General features: G+C 67.1%; 16 protein-coding genes. 14 read left to right on the top strand and 2 right to left on the bottom strand.

The window, feature by feature from the left end; genetic code table 11:
- Window positions 1–146 precede the first annotated feature (146 nt).
- Genes hisB through LDL28_RS07110 form a run of 7 tightly spaced genes read left to right on the top strand, consistent with a single transcriptional unit; the run spans window position 147 to window position 4,766 of the window.
- Window positions 147–743 carry an imidazoleglycerol-phosphate dehydratase HisB gene (gene hisB / locus LDL28_RS07080; RefSeq protein WP_183480874.1) on the top strand — a complete coding sequence of 199 codons (597 nt, stop codon included), beginning with the start codon at window positions 147–149 and terminating at the stop codon, window positions 741–743.
- Window positions 740–1,120 (top strand): hypothetical protein, encoded by a 381-nt coding sequence (locus tag LDL28_RS07085; RefSeq protein ID WP_233057918.1) that lies wholly within the window; start codon window positions 740–742, stop codon window positions 1,118–1,120. The genes hisB and LDL28_RS07085 overlap by 4 nt, the downstream gene beginning before the upstream one ends.
- Before the next feature lie 8 nt (window positions 1,121–1,128).
- Complete coding sequence (gene hisH, locus LDL28_RS07090) at window positions 1,129–1,803, top strand: imidazole glycerol phosphate synthase subunit HisH (RefSeq protein WP_233057919.1); 675 nt, start codon at window positions 1,129–1,131, stop codon at window positions 1,801–1,803.
- Window positions 1,800–3,155 (top strand): 1-(5-phosphoribosyl)-5-[(5-phosphoribosylamino)methylideneamino]imidazole-4-carboxamide isomerase, encoded by a 1,356-nt coding sequence (hisA, locus tag LDL28_RS07095; protein WP_233057920.1) that lies wholly within the window; start codon window positions 1,800–1,802, stop codon window positions 3,153–3,155. Before hisH ends, hisA begins: the two co-directional genes overlap by 4 nt.
- Window positions 3,155–3,916, top strand: a complete 762-nt coding sequence (gene hisF / locus LDL28_RS07100) for an imidazole glycerol phosphate synthase subunit HisF (RefSeq protein ID WP_233057921.1) — start codon at window positions 3,155–3,157, stop codon at window positions 3,914–3,916. The genes hisA and hisF overlap by 1 nt, the downstream gene beginning before the upstream one ends.
- Window positions 3,917–3,947: 31 nt before the next feature.
- Window positions 3,948–4,361 (top strand): phosphoribosyl-ATP diphosphatase, encoded by a 414-nt coding sequence (locus LDL28_RS07105; protein WP_233057922.1) that lies wholly within the window; start codon window positions 3,948–3,950, stop codon window positions 4,359–4,361.
- Window positions 4,362–4,388: 27 nt separating this feature from the next.
- The gene (locus LDL28_RS07110) at window positions 4,389–4,766 is read left to right on the top strand and encodes a histidine triad nucleotide-binding protein (protein ID WP_233057923.1); all 378 of its coding nucleotides are present in this window, start codon (window positions 4,389–4,391) and stop codon (window positions 4,764–4,766) included.
- A 9-nt stretch (window positions 4,767–4,775) separates the two neighbouring features.
- Here LDL28_RS07110 and LDL28_RS07115 read toward each other — a convergent pair whose 3' ends face one another.
- Window positions 4,776–6,560, bottom strand: coding sequence for an ABC transporter ATP-binding protein (locus tag LDL28_RS07115; RefSeq protein ID WP_233057924.1), 1,785 nt, complete (start codon window positions 6,558–6,560; stop codon window positions 4,776–4,778).
- 175 nt (window positions 6,561–6,735) lie between these two features.
- On the opposite strand from LDL28_RS07115, the gene nth reads away from it, so the two are divergent.
- Complete coding sequence (gene nth, locus LDL28_RS07120; RefSeq protein ID WP_233057925.1) at window positions 6,736–7,443, top strand: endonuclease III; 708 nt, start codon at window positions 6,736–6,738, stop codon at window positions 7,441–7,443.
- Between the two features lie 39 nt (window positions 7,444–7,482).
- Here nth and LDL28_RS07125 read toward each other — a convergent pair whose 3' ends face one another.
- On the bottom strand, window positions 7,483–9,615 hold the full coding sequence (locus LDL28_RS07125) for a ComEC/Rec2 family competence protein (protein ID WP_233057926.1): 2,133 nt from the start codon (window positions 9,613–9,615) through the stop codon (window positions 7,483–7,485).
- 216 nt (window positions 9,616–9,831) lie between these two features.
- Between LDL28_RS07125 and gltX the strand changes: the two genes are divergently transcribed.
- Genes gltX through topA form a run of 6 tightly spaced genes read left to right on the top strand, consistent with a single transcriptional unit; the run spans window position 9,832 to window position 18,029 of the window.
- Window positions 9,832–11,238, top strand: a complete 1,407-nt coding sequence (gltX, locus tag LDL28_RS07130) for a glutamate--tRNA ligase (protein WP_233057927.1) — start codon at window positions 9,832–9,834, stop codon at window positions 11,236–11,238.
- Entirely contained in the window at window positions 11,231–12,196 is a 966-nt protein-coding gene (locus LDL28_RS07135; protein ID WP_233057928.1) for an aspartate carbamoyltransferase catalytic subunit, read from the top strand. The genes gltX and LDL28_RS07135 overlap by 8 nt, the downstream gene beginning before the upstream one ends.
- Window positions 12,193–13,488, top strand: a complete 1,296-nt coding sequence (locus tag LDL28_RS07140; RefSeq protein ID WP_233057929.1) for a dihydroorotase family protein — start codon at window positions 12,193–12,195, stop codon at window positions 13,486–13,488. The genes LDL28_RS07135 and LDL28_RS07140 overlap by 4 nt, the downstream gene beginning before the upstream one ends.
- Window positions 13,485–14,123, top strand: coding sequence for a glycerol-3-phosphate 1-O-acyltransferase PlsY (gene plsY / locus LDL28_RS07145; protein WP_233057930.1), 639 nt, complete (start codon window positions 13,485–13,487; stop codon window positions 14,121–14,123). The genes LDL28_RS07140 and plsY overlap by 4 nt, the downstream gene beginning before the upstream one ends.
- A complete protein-coding gene (gene dprA, locus LDL28_RS07150) occupies window positions 14,120–15,295 on the top strand; it encodes a DNA-processing protein DprA (protein WP_233057931.1) in 1,176 nt (391 codons plus the stop codon). The genes plsY and dprA overlap by 4 nt, the downstream gene beginning before the upstream one ends.
- Before the next feature lie 46 nt (window positions 15,296–15,341).
- Window positions 15,342–18,029, top strand: coding sequence for a type I DNA topoisomerase (gene topA, locus LDL28_RS07155; protein ID WP_233057932.1), 2,688 nt, complete (start codon window positions 15,342–15,344; stop codon window positions 18,027–18,029).
- Window positions 18,030–18,037: the final 8 nt, after the last annotated feature.

Raw genomic sequence — 18,037 nt, forward strand, 5'->3', positions numbered from 1 at the left:
CAGTCCTGGACCTGACGGCGGGAGCAATTGACGCGACACCATGCAGCAACTGCCCGGCAATGCCAATATCCCCCGCCGCACGCGCACGCTTTGCGCGCACGGGATCGGTATGGATTCCGGCCGCGCCCTTCTATAGAAGAGGGAGCATGAATACCCCACGCACAGCCACGGTCCACCGCGCCACCAGCGAGACCGACATTACCGTGACCATCAACCTGGACGGCACGGGCCAGACCCGCATCGATACCGGGATCGGCTTTTTCGACCATATGCTGACAGCCCTTGGCCGCCACAGCATGTGTGACCTGGATGTGACTGCCCGGGGGGATCTGCATATCGACTACCACCATACGGTAGAGGATACGGGCATCGCGCTGGGCAAGGCCTTTGCGCAGGCGATTGGCGACAAGCGTGGCATCCGCCGCTATGGCAGCGCCACGGTCCCGCTGGATGAGGCGCTGTGCGAAGCCGTGATCGACATTTCGGGGCGTCCCTTCCTTGCGTGGTCCGTCACCTTCGGGCGGGACAGGATCGGGGAAATGGACACGGAACTGTTCGAGGAATTTTTTCGCGCCTTCGCCATGAGCGCCCTTGTCACCCTGCATGTGATTCAGCGCGCGGGCCATAACTGCCACCATATCGCCGAGGCCGCGTTCAAGGCGCTGGCCCGCGCCCTGCGCACGGCAAGCGAGGCGGACCCCCGCGCGGGCGGCATCATCCCGTCCACCAAGGGCAGCCTGTGACATTCTATACCGCCCTGCTGCCACCTGGGCGCGCCACGGGGCCGGCGTCATGGCCGGTCATGGTGGCGGAGCGCATGTCGTGGCTGGTGCTGCTGTGCGGCTGGGTCGGGCTTGGGCTGCGCGGCTGCCCGGTCAGCGCGCTGGTGGCGGGCGGGGCAAGCATCCTGATCGGGGCGTTCGCGCCCGTTGCCGTGCTCCTGCCGCTGCTGGCCGGGTTCCACCTGCTTCTGGCCCTGTGCATGCCCGGCCTGCGGCAGTGGGAACTGCGGCTGCGGGGCTACCGGCCCACGCGCGGCGTTTACGCCACCAGCCCCCGGGCCGCCCTGCTGCGCTGGATGGACCATGACCCGGCCCATCCCGTTTCCCCCCTGACATGAGACATCCCATGCCCGCGCATACCCGCACCCAGTCCATAGTGGTGATCGACTATAATGGCGGCAACCTTGCGTCCGCCGCGCGTGCGCTGGCGCGCGCGGCGCACGATGGCGGCCTCGACGCCGATGTCACCATCACCGCGGACCCGCAGGCCGTGCGGCGGGCCGACCGGATCGTCCTGCCGGGACAGGGCGCCTTTGCCGACTGCGCATCCGGTCTCGATGCCAAGCCGGGCCTGCGTGACGCGATCGTGGATGCGACCGATAACGGGGTGCCCTTCCTTGGTATCTGCGTGGGCATGCAGCTTATGGCCGAACGCGGGCGCGAACATGGCGTGACCCCCGGCTTCGGCTGGATCGCGGGGGAAATACGGCTTATGGACGCACCCGACCTGCGCCTGCCGCAGATGGGGTGGAACCAGCTTGAATTCACACCCGGCGCGCACCCCCTGACCGAAGGGCTGGATGCGGACGCCCATGGCTATTTCGTCCATTCCTTCGCCCTGGCGCAGTACGATCCGGCCGACATGGTGGCCATGACCGATTATGGCGGGCAGGTTCCGGCCATCGTGGCGCGCGGCAACCGGGCGGGCACGCAGTTCCATGTGGAAAAAAGCCAGAAGGTGGGCCTGCGCATCCTGTCCAACTTCCTGCGCTGGACCCCCGCGCCGGACACCACGCCATGACACGGCGGAACATGTCCCCCGCCGGAACCATCCATGCCGAGCGGCTTCAGCGCATGGACGAGGATGACCTGCACGCCCTGTGCGACGCGACGAACGCCGCGATTCTGGAGGGCGGTGGATTCGGCTGGTTGGCCCCGCCCCCGCGTGAGACGCTGGAACGCTACTTCCGTGGCGTGCTGCTGGTGCCCGAGCGGCAGATGTTCGTGGCCCGGCTGGACGGCATGATCGTGGGCTCCGCCCAGCTTGTCCGCCCGCCGCGCAATAACGAGGCGCAGGCCATGAGCGCCACGCTCATGCATTTCTATATCGCGCCCTATGCGCGGCGGCTGGGGCTGGGCCGCCAGTTGCTGGCCGAGGTTGAAAACTGCGCGCGCAGCATGGGCTACCAGATCATCAACCTTGATGTACGCGAGACCCAGACCGAGGCCGTCCGCCTGTTCCGCAACTGCGGATTCCACCACTGGGGCACCCACCCCAGCTATGCCCGCACGGACGGGCGGACCGTCCGTGGCCTGTTCTTCACCAAACGCCTGCAGGATGACGAGCGGATCGTACCCGCCCACCCGCAGGATGCCTCAACCCCCATTCCTGCAGCAGGACATGCCCCCGTGACCGGACACAGCCTGACCCTCTATCCCGCCATCGACCTCAAGGACGGCACATGCGTGCGCCTGCGCCGGGGCGAGATGGACAACGCCACCGTCTATTCCGATGATCCGGGCGCACAGGCGCTGGCATGGATCCGTGCCGGCTGCACATGGCTGCATGTGGTGGACCTGAACGGCGCTTTCGCCGGGCGTTCGGCCAATACCGAAGCCATCGAGGCCATTATCGCCAATGCCTCGGTCCCGGTGCAGCTGGGCGGTGGCCTGCGTGATCTGGACAGTATCGGCAAATGGCTCAATGTCGGGATCAGCCGTGTCATCCTGGGCAGCGTGGCGGTCAAGAACCCCGAACTGGTGCGCGAGGCCTGCCGCCTGTTTCCCGACCGCATCGTGGCGGGCATCGACGCCCGCAGCGGCCAGGTCGCGACCGAGGGCTGGGCCGAAACATCGGAAATGAAGGCGGTGGAGCTGGGCCTGCGCATGCAGGACGCAGGGGTCGCCGCCGTCATCTTTACCGAGATCAGCCGTGACGGCATGCTGACCGGAATCGACATCGAACAGACCGCCGACATGGCCAATGCGCTGTCCATTCCGGTCATCGCCAGTGGCGGGGTTGGCTCCCTGTCGCATCTGGAAGCCCTGCGCGCCGCCACGGCGCGCGCACCGGGCATCGAGGGCGTGATCGTGGGCCGCGCGCTGTATGACGGGCGGATCGACCTGAGCGAAGCCCTGCGGGTTCTGGCCTGATGCTGAAGCTGCGCGTCATCCCCTGCCTTGATGTCAAGAACGGCCGTGTGGTCAAGGGCGTCAACTTCGTCTCCCTGCGCGATGCGGGCGACCCGGTGGAGCAGGCCGCCGTTTATGACGCGGCGGGGGCGGATGAGCTGACGTTCCTGGACATTACGGCCAGCAATGAAAACCGCGACACCATCCTTGATGTCGTCAGCCGCACGGCGGAGCGGATTTTCCTGCCGCTTACGGTGGGCGGCGGCGTGCGCACCACCGATGACATGCGCCGCCTGCTGCTGGCGGGCGCCGATAAATGCGCCATGAATTCCGCCGCCGTCTCCCGCCCCGAACTGGTGAGCGAGGCGGCACGGAAATTCGGCAGCCAGTGCGTGGTGGTCGCCATCGACGCGCGCAGCGATGGCCATGGCTCATGGGAGGTCTATACCCATGGCGGCCGCACGCCCACCGGCCGCAACGTGATCGACTGGTGCGGGGAAGTGGCCGAACGTGGCGCGGGTGAAATCCTGCTGACCAGCATGGACCGTGACGGCACGGGCAAGGGCTTCGACCTTGACCTGCTGCGCGCGGCCAATGCGCGCGTGCGCATTCCCATCGTGGCGTCCGGGGGCGTGGGCGAACTGGCGCATTTTGTCGAAGGCGCGCGCGCGGGCGCCACCGGCCTGCTGGCGGCCAGCGTGTTCCATTTCGGCCAGTTCACCATTCCCCAGGTCAAGCAGACGCTGGATAAAGCCGGTCTGCCGGTCCGCCAGACGGTCTGATTTCCCTTTTTCTGCCTATCGGAGCATTGCCATGGCCAAGCCAGACAAATCCCGCAAGAACGCCCCGGCCAAGTCCGCCGCCGCTACCGTGAAGCCGGAAGCCGTGGGCCCGGCCACCCCCGATGTGCTGGACCGTCTGTTCGCAGTTGTGGAGTCACGCCGGGGCACGGATCCGTCCATCAGCCATTCCGCCCGGCTGCTGGCCCGCGGGCGGCGCAAGATCGCCCAGAAATTCGGGGAGGAAGCCGTCGAATGCCTGATCGAGGCCGTGGCGGGCAACCGCGAGGAACTGGTCAGCGAAAGTGCCGACGTACTCTACCACCTGATCGTGATGTGGGTGGATGCCGGTGTGACGGCCGCCGATGTCTGGGCCGAACTCCAGCGCCGCGAAGGCACCAGCGGCGTGGCCGAAAAGGCGGCGCGCCCGCGCGATCCGCTGGCCTGATTTCCAACCTGTAACAGGAGAAAGCCCATGGCCGTAAGCGGCATCGGTCCCTACGACCCGCAGAATATCTTTGCCCGCATCCTGCGCGGCGAACTGCCGTGCAAGAAGGTGTACGAGGATGAATACGCCCTCGCCTTCCACGACATCGCGCCCAAGGCCCCCGTGCATGTGCTGGTCATACCCAAAGGGGCCTATGTCTCCTTCGCCGATTTCAGCCACACCGCATCCGAGGCCGAAATCGTGGGCTTCACGCGGGCGATCGGTACGGTAAGCCGCACGCTGGGGCTGGAGCCGCGCGGCTACCGGCTGCTCTCCAACGTAGGTGAGGAAGCCGGGCAGGAAGTGCCGCATTTCCATGTCCACCTGTTCGGTGGCAAGGCGCTGGGGGCCATGCTGCCCGGCTGATGGAGGGCGCTAGCGGGACTGGATCTCGAACAGTTCGCGGTAGATCCCCTCCCGCCGGGCCATGAGTTCGGCGTGGGTGCCATCTTCCCATACCCGCCCGTGGCGGAAGACGATAATGCGGTCCAGGCCCATGACCGTGGAAAGCCGGTGCGCGATCACCAGGACCGTCCGCCCGGCCATGAGGCGCTCCATCGCCTGCTGCACCAGCATTTCGGAATGGGAATCGAGGCTTGATGTCGCCTCATCCATGATGACGATGCGCGCCCGGCTCAGGAAAGCGCGGGCGATGACGATACGCTGCCTTTCCCCGCCCGACAGCTTGACGCCACGCTCCCCCACCATGGTGGCGTAACCGCGTGGCAGGCGGTCGATGAAATCCGCCGCGTTGGCCTGCCGCGCCGCATGGGCGATTTCGGCGGCCGTGGCGCCGGGGCGGCCATAGGCGATGTTTTCCGCCACCGAACGATGGAACAGGACGGGTTCCTGCGGCACGATGGCAATCTGCCCGCGCAGGCTCGCCTGCGTGACGGTGCTGATATCGATCCCGTCAATGGTGATCTGGCCGCTTCCCACATCATAAAGCCGCTGCAGCAGCCGTGTCAGCGTGGTCTTGCCCGAGCCGGACGGCCCGACCAGCGCGATCCTGCTGCCGGGGGCGATATCAAGGTTCAGATTATCGAACAGCAGATGCCCGTTCTGGCGGGCATAGCCAAAATCCACATGCTGGAAACGGATATGCCCCGCCGTGACCGCAAGCACGCCAGCGCCCGGTGCATCGGCCACATCGGGCTGCATGTGGAACAGGGCGACAAGCTCACCCATCTCGTTGACCGAGCGCTGCACGACCGAGATCTGCTGGCCAATATCGCGCAGGTAGCCCTGGATCACGAACATCATGGTCAGCACGTAAGCGACATCCCCCGCTCCCGCGCGGCCCCTGGCCCATAGCAGCGCAACCCCCGCGATCAGTACCATGCGCATGATCAGGGCGGCCAGATTCTGCAGGTTGGCGCTATCCGTGCCGCGCAGCCACGACCGCAGCATGCGCCCGCGCCAGCGGTTCGCGACCCATGCCAGCCGGGCCTCCTCGCGCGCTTCCGCGCCATGGGCCTTGACCACCGCGTTGCATGTCACCGCATCGGACAGGGTAGCCCCCATGCGCGTGTCCCACCGATTGGCCAGTTGGGCAGACGGGGCGACATAGCCCAGCGTCAGCCTGACCGACAGCGCGATCAGCGCCACGGACCCCACCGCGAGCACCAGCCCCATCAGCGCCCAGTGGAACGCCAGCACGCCGGTCGTGACGCACAGGACGATCACCTCCGGCGCGAGCATGAGCAAAAGCGTATCGCCCAGTGTGTCGATCGCACCCAGCCCGCGCGTGATCCGCCTTACGGTGGAGCCGGCGAAATTGCTGGCGTGCCATTCGCTGGAAAAACGCTGCACACGGGCGAACGCCTCCGTCACGATGCCGTACATAACGCGCGAGGTCAGATGGGAAATGGACACATACGCCATGCGACGGGCCGCGATCCCGCCCACGCCCAGCCCGGTCAGGCCCGCCACGTCCCACAGCACGTGATGCAGCGCCGCCCCCTGCGCGGGGCGAGATACGCCATCGACCAGCCAGCCCGCCAGCAGGGGCATCATGACATCGGCCACGGTGGCAATGGTGATCCCCGCCAGCGTCCATGCCAGACAGACCGGCTGCGCCCGCCACCTGCGCCATACAAAGCCCAGCACATCGGAAAATTCATGTCGCCCCGCTACCGGGCGCGAAGGGAAAAAGGCCATTACCACCATGTCCTGATGCCGGAGAACCGGGAAACCACACCGCAAGAAGGGCCGGAAGGACTAGCCCCCGCATGGCCCATACGCAAGGGCACGGCCCCGGTCGCCCGGGGTGGGCGATTTACATGAATCCCCCAAAAGCCCCACAATGCCATGCGACCACACCAGCGAGCAGCCAATGAAAACACCAACCCGCCGCACCAGACCCGCACGCCGCAACATGACGCTGGCGGAAGTGCGGGCCTTCATCACCCAACTGGCCGCGGCCAATCCCGATGCGCGAAGCGAACTCAATTTCGTGGATGACTACACCCTGCTGGTGGCGGTGGTCCTGTCCGCGCAGGCGACCGATGCCTCGGTCAACAAAGCGACGGTCGCACTGTTCCATGACGCCCCGACCCCACGCACCATGGTGGAACTGGGGGAAGAAAAGGTGGGGGCCCATATCCGCACCATCGGGCTGTGGCGGACCAAGGCGCGTAATGTGGTCGCCCTGTCGCGGCAACTGCTGGAGCGTTTCGATGGCAAGGTGCCGTTTGACCGCGCGGCGCTGGAATCCCTGCCCGGTGTCGGGCGCAAGACGGCGAATGTGGTGATGAACGTCGCATTCGGGGACAGCACCATGGCGGTGGACACCCATATTTTCCGTATCGGCAACCGTACGGGTCTGGCGCCGGGCACGACGCCGCGCGCGGTGGAGGACCAACTCCTGCGCCGCATCCCGGCTGACATGCTGCGCCCCGCCCATCACTGGCTGATCCTGCATGGACGGTATGTGTGCAAGGCCCGCAAGCCCGAATGCTGGCGCTGCCCCGCCTTTGATCCCTGCCAGTACCGCCTGAAGGAAGACCTGCGCGCCACGGGGCCGGGCACTGCCGCACCCTGAGACATTATTTTTAAATAACTCGTTGATAAAGTGGCTGGACTATTCCGCCTGCGCCATGGGCAGGTCGGGCACGCCCGCCCCACCGGGCCGCATGACCCATGGCCGCACGCCACGGACATGCCGGTCAGAGCGGATGTACACACCATCGCGGCCCTGCCGGTAAATGGCATAGGCGCCGTTACGCCACGTATCGAAACGCCCGATCAGCGGCATGCCGGGGCATCCCCGCCGGGCCGCGAGATCCACCAGCAACCGGCCCCCGTTGCATACCGCCCGCCCCGGTGGCGGGATGGAGGCGGATACAATCAGGATAATATCGCCCCCCGGCTCCCCGATACGGCAGATCCCCCCATGGCAGGCTAACGCACCCGCCTGTCCCTCCACCGGCAACAGCCCTGTGGGCAGGCCGGTCACCCGCCGCCATTCACGCAACGTGAACGGGTCCGGGCGCGCGCCGGGGCCGGTCAGAAGGGCATGGTCCGCCACCACTGCGGCCACACGCCCCTCCGGCGCGATGACAAGCACCGGCCGCGCCGCCACCAGCGGCGACATGACCGCAAGCACGATCGGCATGGCACCCACCAGCCGCACCCGCCCACGCCACAGGCACAACCAGCACAGACCGGCAAAAAACAGCACAAGCGCGCCATTGCCCATGGCCGCCACCCCCACCCGCGCCATGGGCAGGCTGGCCACCATGCGCGCCAGCCACGCCACCACGCCAATCCCCCACCCCATGGGCACCAGCGCCAGCTTTTCCAGCCCCACGGGCATAAGCAGGACCGAAACCAGACCCCACGGCATGATCCATATGGACATGAGGGGCACGGCCAGCAGGTTCGCCATCACGAACCATGGCTGCACGGTACCGAAATGCGCCATCCCCACCGGAACGCACGCGCCACCCGCCAGCACGCTGGCCAGAAACGGGTGGGCGAGGCGTACTGCGACCCGTCGCCATAACGCGACCTCGTATCGCCATGCGGACAGGCGGGAACGAAGGGAGTCGAAACCCGCGATCAGCGCCATCACGGCGGCCACCGACATCTGTAGCGACAGTTCGGCCACATTTTCTGGGTCAAGGCACAGCAGGAGCGTCACCGCCAGCGCGAGCGCGCGCATGGACATGGCGCGCCTGCCCGCCAGCAGGGCCATGACCGCAAGCCCCGCCATGAACAGGCTGCGCAGGGCGGGAAGATGCCCGCCGGTCATAACAACGTAACCACCCCCCGCCAGCAGGGCGCAGACAGCCGCGATCTGGCGGCATGGCCAGAACAGCGCCATCCGTTCCGACAGGGCCAGCCCCGCCCGTACCACCCCCATGACCAGCCCCATCACGATGGCCAGGTGCAGCCCCGCCACCGCCAGCAGGTGGGCAAGCCCGGCATCGGCGAAGGTGTCCCTTACCTCCGGGTCAATCGCACCCTCCGCGCCTACCAGCACCGTGGCGGCGACAGCCCCCCGCATGCCCGGCAGGGCCGCCCGGATTCGCGCCGCCATGACCTGCCGCAGGCGGGCGACGGCACTTTCCATTCCCGAAGGGCCATGCACATGCAGGCATGTAACCGGGCCAAGCGCGCGGCCATACCCGGCAAGCCCGTCGAACCACGCCCGGCGCTGGGCATCGTAACCACCCGGCAGGGCGGGAAAGGCAGGCGGTGTGAGCAGAGCGTAAACGGACACGCCATCACCCGCCACCGGCCGGGCCGGGTCATCGGGGCGCAGGCGCAGCAGCAGCCTGCGCCGGAGCGGCGGCATGCCCGTATTGATGCCATCAAGGAATCGGGCATCGGCCAGAAGGAGTCGCCATGCCAGCGCGCCATCATGTCCGACCGCGCGCTCCACCCCCACCACACGGGCGGACAGATGCACGGCGCGGCGTGGCAGGTCGGGAAAAGGTGGTTGCCTGTGGGCCTGCGCCCATGCCAGCAGACAGCCCGCGGCAACCGCGCCCAGCACGCCACACCCCACGCGCACCGGCAGGCGCGCGGGCCAGATCAGGCGCGCGGACAGACAGGCCACGACAGCCATGCCCGCCGCCAGCGCCCACACGCCCCCCGGCTCCCACCGCAGGGCGAAATACAGCACGATTCCCCCCGCCAGCAGCACGGGCAGCCACAGGACAAGGCCATCATGCTGCCCCCACAGCCACATGGCGGTCGCGACACGCATCCGCCGCAACCCCGCCCCGAGGCGTGACCCAAGGCGTATCCAGAACCCTGCAATATGCTGGCGCGGCAGAAGAACCCCCGTAATTCACATGCCCGATTCATATGCCCGCCCCGCCATATCCATGCGTGACCGGAATGCACATCTTACCGGCCATGCGGGCGCGCACGCCAGAGAAGCCCCTGTCAGCAGGCCGAAAACATGCTAAGGAGCCGGCTCATGACTGTCCGTACGCGTTTTGCTCCCAGCCCCACCGGCCTGCTGCATATCGGCAACGCCCGTGCCGCCCTTTTCAATTTTCTCTATGCCCGCCACCACGGCGGGCAGTTCCTGCTCCGGATCGAGGATACCGACCGCGAACGCTCAACGCAGAAAGCGGTGGACGTGCTGTTCGACGGCCTGGCCTGGATGGGAATCGAAGCCGATGAGAAGCCGGTCTTCCAGTCCACCCGGCAGGCCCGCCATACCGAGGTGGCACACGCCCTGCTGGAACAGGGGCTGGCCTATCGCTGCTACTGCACGGCGGATGAGCTGAAGGAAATGCGCGAGACCGCGATGGCCGAGGGCCGCCCCCCGCGCTACAACGGCATGTGGCGCGACCGCGACCCGTCCGAAGCGCCCGCCAATACCCCCTACACCATCCGCATCAAGGCCCCGCGTGAAGGCGAGACCGTCATTCACGACCTGGTGCAGGGCGACGTGCGCGTGGCCAACGCGGAACTGGATGACATGATCATCCTGCGCGCGGACGGCACGCCGGTCTATCAGCTCGCCGTGGTGGTGGATGACCATGACATGGACATCACCCACGTCATCCGTGGCGATGACCACCTGACCAATACCTTCCGCCAGGCCATGATCTACCGCGCCATGGGGTGGGAACTGCCGCACTTCGCCCATCTGCCCCTGATCCACGGGCCGGACGGGGCCAAGCTGTCCAAGCGGCACGGGGCGCAGTCCGTCGTCGAGTTCCGGGAGATGGGCTACCTGCCCGAGGCCCTGAACAACTACCTGCTCCGCCTGGGCTGGGGCCATGGCGATGCCGAAATCCTGTCGCGTGAGGAACAGATCAGGCTGTTCGACCTCGATGGCGTGGGCCGCTCGCCCTCACGCATGGATTACGCCAAGCTGCTGCACATCAACGGCGTATGGATGCGGCAGGCCGATGATGCGCGCCTGACCGGCGACGTGATGGAGCGGCTGGCGGGCATGGACGGCGTGGATACGGGCGAACTGACCCGCAGCCGTGTCCTGGCCCTCATGCCCGGACTGAAGGAACGCGCCAAGACGCTGGTGGAACTGACCGATAACGCCGCGTTCCTGGGCCGCGCGGTCCCGCTTCCCTTCGATGCCAAGGCCGAAAAGCAGCTTACGCCGGAAAACCGCGTGATGCTGGGCCGGCTGGCCGAAACGCTGAAGGCGGTCGAACCCTTCGCGCAGGAGGGAATCGACGCCGCCCTGCGCCAGTTCGCCCAAACGCATGACATGAAACTGGGCAAGGTGGCGCAGCCGCTGCGCGCGGCCGTGACCGGCAGCACCATGTCCCCCGGCATCGACGATACGCTGGCCGCCCTTGGCCGGGATGAGGTCGTGGCCCGCATCAACGCGGTCGCCGCCCATGAGTGAGCGCAGCGGCCATGGCGGCAACATGTTCCTGAACCGCCCGGCGCGGCACCTGCTGGGGGTGCAGGGCATGCATCCCAGCCGCATCACGCCCATTCTCGACCTTGCGGAAAACTACACCCTGCTCAACCGCTCGCGCAAAACACCGCGCGACCTGCTGCGCGGCCGCACGCTCATCAACCTGTTCTTCGAGGACAGCACGCGCACGCGTACCTCCTTCGAACTGGCGGGCAAGCGGCTGGGGGCGGATGTGGTGAACATGACCGTGGCCAGTTCCTCGGTCAACAAGGGGGAGACGCTGCTCGACACGGCAGCGACGCTGAACGCCATGCACACCGACCTGCTGGTGGTGCGCCACGCGCAGTCCGGCGCGCCCGCGCTGCTGGCGCAGAAAGTGCAGGCCAGCGTGGTCAACGCCGGTGACGGCACGCACGAACACCCCACGCAGGCGCTGCTCGACGCGCTGACCATCCGCCGCCATTTCGGCGCGTTCGAGGGGCTGACCATCGCCATCTGCGGCGATGTCAGTCACAGCCGCGTCGCGCGCTCCAACATCCACCTGCTGACCGCCATGGGCTGTCAGGTGCGCGTGGTGGGACCGCCCACGCTGGTGCCCGGCGCGATCGGGGCGCTGGGGGTCAGTGTCCACCACACGATGGAGGACGGGCTGCGGGGCGTGGATGTGGTCATGATGCTGCGCGTGCAGCGCGAACGGATGAAGGGCACGCAGGTACCCAGCGCGCGCGAATACTTCCGCTTCTACGGGCTGGACAGCAGGCGCCTGGCGCTGGCGCGGCCGCATGCGCTGGTCATGCATCCCGGCCCGATGAACCGGGGCGTGGAAATTGACAGCCGCGTGGCCGATTCCGACCAAAGCGTAATCCGTGAGCAGGTGGAAATGGGGGTTGCGGTGCGCATGGCCGTGCTGGACCTCCTCTCCCGCGGGGGGGATGGGGCATGAAGCCGGTCGTATTTGAAAATGTCCGCCTGATCGACCCCGCCAGCGGGCTCGACCGCGCCGGTCGCCTGCTGGTGCGCGATGGCGTGATCGCGGGCACCGACCTGCCGGGCGCCGAAGGCAGGCCCGAAGGCGCTGAAACCATTGACGGGCAGAACCAGCTAATCCTGTGCCCCGGCCTGGTGGACATGCGGGTCACGATTGGCGAGCCCGGCTTTGAATATCGCGAGACCGTGGCCTCCGCCGCGCGTGCCGCGGTCGCCGGGGGCATCACCACCATCGCGGTGCTGCCCAACACCAGCCCGACCATCGACAACCCGGCCCTTGCCCGCCTGCTGCGCACGCGTGGCGAGGAGACGGGCATGATCGACATCCTGCCCTATGGCGCGCTGACCCGCGACTGCGCGGGCGTGGAAATGGCGGAGATCGGCCTGCTGGCGGAAGCGGGGGCCATCGCCTTCACCGACGGGCCGCACGCGATTGCCGACAGCCGCATGATGCGCCAGATGCTGACCTATGCCAAAGGCTTCGGCGCGCTGATCGTCCAGCACCCCGAAGACCCGTCACTCGCACGCGGCGGATGCGCGACCGATGGCGAACTGGCGACGCGCCTCGGCCTGCCCGGCATTCCCCCCGCCGCCGAGGCCATCCTGATCGCGCGGGATCTCCGCCTTGCGCGCATGACGGGGGGACGGCTGCATTTCGGCCATGTCTCCACCGCCGAAGGGCTGGACCTGATCCGCACCGCCCGGGCCGATGGCCTGAAGGTGACGTGCGACACGGCCCCGCCCTATTTCGACCTGAACGAAACCGTGATCGGTGATTTCCGCACCTACGCCAAGCTGTCCCCGCCGCTGCGTGCCGAAGCGGACCGCAGGGCGGTATGCGCCGCGCTGGCGGACGGGACCATCGACGCCATAGCGTCCGACCACATGCCGTGCGACGCGGATGACAAGCGCCAGCCTTTTGCCGTGGCGGCCGCCGGTGGCACCGGCCTGTGCACCCTGCTCGCGGTCACGCTGGCGCAGGTGCATGCGGGCAATCTGGGCATGAGCGACGCCATCGGCCTGCTGACCCACCGCCCGGCCCGCGTGCTGGGCAGTGACGCGGGCACGCTGGCGGCGGGCCGGCCCGCCGATCTGTGCCTGTTCCACCCCGATACCGGCTGGATCGTGCGCGCGGGCGAACTGCCCGGCAAGGCCCAGAACACCCCGTTCGACGGGCGTGCGCTGGAAGGCCGCGTGATCGGCACGTGGAAGAACGGCCGCCGCGTGCATGGGGCGCGCGCCGCATGATCTATGGCATCCCTACCTACGACCTGCCGCTTATGGGGGGGGTCGCGTTCCTGTCCTACCTGATTGGCAGCGTGCCCTTCGGGCTGGTGCTGACCGCGCTGTCGGGCAACGGGGACATCCGCAAGATCGGGTCGGGCAATATCGGCGCGACCAATGTGCTGCGCACCGGGCGCAAGGGGCTGGCGGCGGGCACGCTGGCGCTGGATGGCACCAAGGGGGCGTTCGCCGTTTTCTGCGCCTTCGTACTGTGCCCGTTCCATACGCTGGCCGCCGAATCGCTTGCCGCGCTGTGTGTCGTGCTGGGGCACTGCTTTCCCGTGTGGCTAAAGTTCAGGGGCGGCAAGGGGGTCGCCACGGGGCTGGGCAGCCTGCTTGCCCTCATGCCCGTTGTGGGGCTGTGCTGCTGCGCGCTGTGGCTGATCTTCGCCAAGGTCACGCGCATTTCCTCTGCTGGCGCGATCCTGGCCTTCGCGATGCTGCCGCTGCTCATGATCCGGCCGGGAGGCGTTGCGTTTTCATCCCCCGCCTACCTGGCGGGCGCGCTGATCGCGGCGGTGATCGTGCTGCGCCACCATGCCAATATCAGCCGCCTGCTCAGGGGCACGGAACCCCGGATCGGCCGCAAGAACGCATGACCATCCCCGATGCCGAAACGCTTCTGGCCTGCCTGCGGCTGGCGCGGACGGACGGCATCGGCCCGGTCAGCTACCGCCGGCTGATCCAGACCCATGGCAGCGCCCAGTCCGCGCTGGACATGCTTGAACGCGGGGCGACGCGCATGAGCCGGAACGTGGGGCCACCCTGCCCGCGTGATGACGCCGTGCGGGAATATGAACGCCTGCATGCCATGGGCGCGCACCTGCTGGTTCATGGCCATGCGGGCTATCCCGCGCTGCTGGCCCGTCTGCACGATGCGCCGCCGGTGCTGGCTGTCCTGGGCGACCCGGCGCTGCTGGCGAGTCGGATGGTGGGCATCGTGGGGGGGCGCAATGCGTCATCGGGCGGCATCCGCATGGCGGAAAGCCTGGCCGCCCTGCTGGCGGCACAGGGCGTGGACACCATATCGGGCCTTGCGCGCGGGATCGACGCCGCCGCCCATCGCGGCGCGATGACCGCGGGCCGCACCGTGGCCGCCATCGCGGGCGGGCTGGACTGCCCCTATCCGCCCGAACATGGCGCACTTCAGGACCAGATTGCCCGCACTGGCGCAGTTGTGACCGAAGCGCCGCTGGGCACGGTGCCGCAGGCCCGGCATTTCCCGCGTCGCAACCGGCTTATCGCCGGATTGGGGCTGGGCTGCGTGGTGATCGAGGCCGCGCCGCGCTCGGGCAGCCTGATTACCGCGCGCATGGCGCTGGAATACGACCGGACGGTATTCGCCGTTCCCGGCTCCCCGCTCGATCCGCGCTGCCGGGGCAGCAACGACCTGCTGCGGCAGGGCGCGATACTGACGGAAAACGAGCGCGATATTCTACGCGAACTTCCTGAATATATTGAGGAAACAGACCTGTTTCCCCTTCACGCCCAACCCCCGCGCGCATCCCCCGCGCCCCATGGGCGACAGCCCGCCCCCCGCCCGCAAACCAGCCCGGCATCACCCCCCGCCCCACCCCCGGAGGGGGAGGAAGACATTTGTAAAAGAGTGGAGGGATTTCTATCTTTCACGCCATCGCCTGTTGACGATCTTGTACGGCGCTGCCAGTTCTCCACAGCAGCAGTCCTGCGTGTCCTGTCGGAAATGGAGATTGCGGGCATGATCGAATTCCTTCCGGGGGATATGGTCGTGCGGCGTCCACCCCCGGCCTGACGGCAGGGAGCAGAGCAAGGTTTGAGAATCGTGATCCGGAGACAGAATGACTGACGTCGTGGTGGTCGAATCGCCAGCCAAGGCGAAAACGATCAATAAGTATCTGGGTGATAACTACACGGTTCTTGCCTCGTTCGGGCATGTACGTGACCTGCCGCCCAAGGATGGAAGCGTGCGGCCCGATGAGGGCTTCGCCATGGTGTGGGAAACCGATGAGCGCGGCAGCCGCCAGATCGCGGCCATAGCCAAGGCGCTGCGCGGGGCGCGCCATCTCTACCTCGCCACTGACCCCGACCGCGAAGGGGAAGCCATTTCATGGCATGTGCGCGCCATTCTGGAGGAGAAGAACCTCCTCAAGGGCATCGACGTACAGCGCGTCACGTTCAACGAGATCACCAAGAGCGCCATCAAGACCGCGATGGTCCATCCGCGTGAACTCGACTTTCCGCTGATCGAGGCCTATCTCGCCCGGCGCGCGCTGGATTACCTGGTCGGCTTCACGCTTTCACCCGTCCTGTGGCGCAAGCTGCCCGGTTCGAAAAGTGCCGGGCGCGTGCAGTCGGTCGCGCTGCGCCTGATCTGTGAGCGCGAAGCCGAGATCGAGGTTTTCCGCCCGCGTGAATACTGGTCGGTCATCGCCCACATGACCACGCCCGCCGGGGCGGCCTTTACCGCGCGGCTGACGCATCTGGACGGCCACAAGCTCGACCAGTTCGACCTGGGCGACGAAGCTGGCGCCATGCGCGCGAAAGCGGCGGTGGAAGCGGGCGACTTCAGCGTGGGCAAGGTCGAGCGCCGCAAGGTGCGCCGCAACCCGCCGCCGCCCTTCACCACATCGACCATGCAGCAGGAAGCGTCGCGCAAGCTGGGCATGGGCGCGCAGGTGGCCATGCGCACGGCCCAGCAGCTTTATGAAGGCATCGACATCGGCGGTGAGACGGTCGGCCTGATCACCTATATGCGAACCGACGGCGTGCAGATGGCGGGCGAGGCGATCAGCGCCATCCGCAGCCATATCGGCCACAGTTTTGGCGAACACTACGTGCCCGAGAAGGCGCGCATCTATTCCACCAAGGCCAAGAACGCGCAGGAAGCGCATGAAGCCATCCGCCCGACCGACGTGCGCCGCACGCCAGCGGACATGGCCCCCTACCTGTCGGCCGAGCAGAAGAAGCTGTACGACCTGGTGTGGAAGCGTTCGGTCGCAAGCCAGATGCAGTCCGCCGAGCTGGATCAGGTGGCGGTGGACATCATGGACCGCCAGCAGCGCACGACGCTGCGCGCCACCGGCTCCATCATCGCCTTCGATGGCTTCCTGCGCCTGTACAGCGAAGGCCGTGACGATTCCCCCGCCAAAGCGGATGACGATCAGGACCGCATGCTGCCCGCCATGAGCGAGCGCGACGCGATCGGCCGGGGCGATGTCGTGGCGGACCAGCACTTCACGCAGCCGCCGCCGCGTTATTCGGAAGCGTCGCTGGTCAAGAAGATGGAGGAAATCGGCATTGGCCGTCCCTCCACCTATGCCTCCATCCTGACCGTGCTGCGCGACCGCAATTATGTGCGCCTCGAGAACCGGCGCTTCATACCGGAAGATCGCGGGCGGCTCGTCACGGCGTTCCTCACCTCCTTTTTCGAACGCTATGTCGATACGCAGTTCACCGCCGGGCTTGAAGAACAGCTTGATGACATTTCGGGCGGCCGGGCCAACTGGCGTGATGTCATGGCCGCGTTCTGGAGCGACTTTTCCCATGCCGTGGACCAGACCAAGGATCTCAAGATATCCGACGTCATCACGGCCCTTGACGCGGATCTCTCGCCCTATTTCTTCCCCCAGCGCGAGGACGGGCAGGATCCGCGCGTCTGCACGGCGTGCCATACCGGCCGGCTGGGGCTGAAGCTGGGCCGCTATGGCGCGTTCATCGGCTGTTCCAATTATCCGACCTGCCAGTACACCCGCAAACTGGTGGCCGACCCGAATGAAGGCGCCGAGGCCGCGTCCCTCAAGGATGGGCTGCGCGTGCTGGGCACCGGCCCGTCGGGTGAGGAGATTACCGTGCGCCGCGGCCCATGGGGGCTGTACGTGCAGCAGGGCGAACCCGACCCCGAGGACAAGAAGGCCAAGCCGAAGCGCGCCACCATTCCCCGTGGGCTGGAAGGCGATTCGATCACGCTGGAACAGGCGGTGGGGCTGCTGTCGCTGCCCCGGATCGTGGGTATCCATCCCGAACTGGGCGAGCCGATCGAGGCGGGCCTGGGCCGGTTCGGGCCATATGTGAAAATGGGCGCGGTCTATGGGTCGCTGGACAAGGATGACGATGTCCTGACCGTGGGCCTGAACCGCGCGGTCGATGCGCTGGCCAAGAAGCTGGCCTCCATCCGCACCATCGGCCCGCACCCCAAGGATGGCGAGCCGGTGCTGGTGCGCAAGGGTCGCTTTGGCCCCTATGTCCAGCACGGGTCGATCGTGGCCACCGTGCCGCGTGGGCAGGACATGGCTGATGTAACCATGGAAGAGGCCCTGACGCTGCTGACCGAAAAAGGCAAGCCGCTGAAGCCCAAGGGCGGCAAGAAAGCCCCGGCCCGCAAGCCCGCCGCCCGCAAGACCAAGGCAAAGACGGCGGAAACCCCCGAAGAGGGCGCGGCCCCCAAGAAGAAACCCGCCGCGCGCAAGACCGCTGCCCGCAAGACCACGACACGCAAGAAGACCAGCACCGAAAGCGGGACTGACTGACCATGAAA

This window comes from Komagataeibacter sp. FNDCR2 (assembly GCF_021295395.1).
Lineage (GTDB): Bacteria > Pseudomonadota > Alphaproteobacteria > Acetobacterales > Acetobacteraceae > Komagataeibacter.

What these genes read in the sequence shown, in the direction of transcription:
- LDL28_RS07110 (WP_233057923.1), top strand. Translation starts at nt 4,389, where the DNA reads ATGGCCGTAAGCGGCATCGGTCCCTACGACCCGCAGAATATCTTTGCC.
- LDL28_RS07140 (WP_233057929.1), top strand. Translation starts at nt 12,193, where the DNA reads ATGAAGCCGGTCGTATTTGAAAATGTCCGCCTGATCGACCCCGCCAGC.
- hisH (WP_233057919.1), top strand. Translation starts at nt 1,129, where the DNA reads ATGCCCGCGCATACCCGCACCCAGTCCATAGTGGTGATCGACTATAAT.
- hisB (WP_183480874.1), top strand. Translation starts at nt 147, where the DNA reads ATGAATACCCCACGCACAGCCACGGTCCACCGCGCCACCAGCGAGACC.
- topA (WP_233057932.1), top strand. Translation starts at nt 15,342, where the DNA reads ATGACTGACGTCGTGGTGGTCGAATCGCCAGCCAAGGCGAAAACGATC.
- plsY (WP_233057930.1), top strand. Translation starts at nt 13,485, where the DNA reads ATGATCTATGGCATCCCTACCTACGACCTGCCGCTTATGGGGGGGGTC.
- LDL28_RS07135 (WP_233057928.1), top strand. Translation starts at nt 11,231, where the DNA reads ATGAGTGAGCGCAGCGGCCATGGCGGCAACATGTTCCTGAACCGCCCG.
- gltX (WP_233057927.1), top strand. Translation starts at nt 9,832, where the DNA reads ATGACTGTCCGTACGCGTTTTGCTCCCAGCCCCACCGGCCTGCTGCAT.
- hisA (WP_233057920.1), top strand. Translation starts at nt 1,800, where the DNA reads ATGACACGGCGGAACATGTCCCCCGCCGGAACCATCCATGCCGAGCGG.
- LDL28_RS07105 (WP_233057922.1), top strand. Translation starts at nt 3,948, where the DNA reads ATGGCCAAGCCAGACAAATCCCGCAAGAACGCCCCGGCCAAGTCCGCC.
- nth (WP_233057925.1), top strand. Translation starts at nt 6,736, where the DNA reads ATGAAAACACCAACCCGCCGCACCAGACCCGCACGCCGCAACATGACG.
- LDL28_RS07125 (WP_233057926.1), bottom strand. Translation starts at nt 9,615, where the DNA reads ATGCGTGTCGCGACCGCCATGTGGCTGTGGGGGCAGCATGATGGCCTT.
- LDL28_RS07115 (WP_233057924.1), bottom strand. Translation starts at nt 6,560, where the DNA reads ATGGCCTTTTTCCCTTCGCGCCCGGTAGCGGGGCGACATGAATTTTCC.
- dprA (WP_233057931.1), top strand. Translation starts at nt 14,120, where the DNA reads ATGACCATCCCCGATGCCGAAACGCTTCTGGCCTGCCTGCGGCTGGCG.
- hisF (WP_233057921.1), top strand. Translation starts at nt 3,155, where the DNA reads ATGCTGAAGCTGCGCGTCATCCCCTGCCTTGATGTCAAGAACGGCCGT.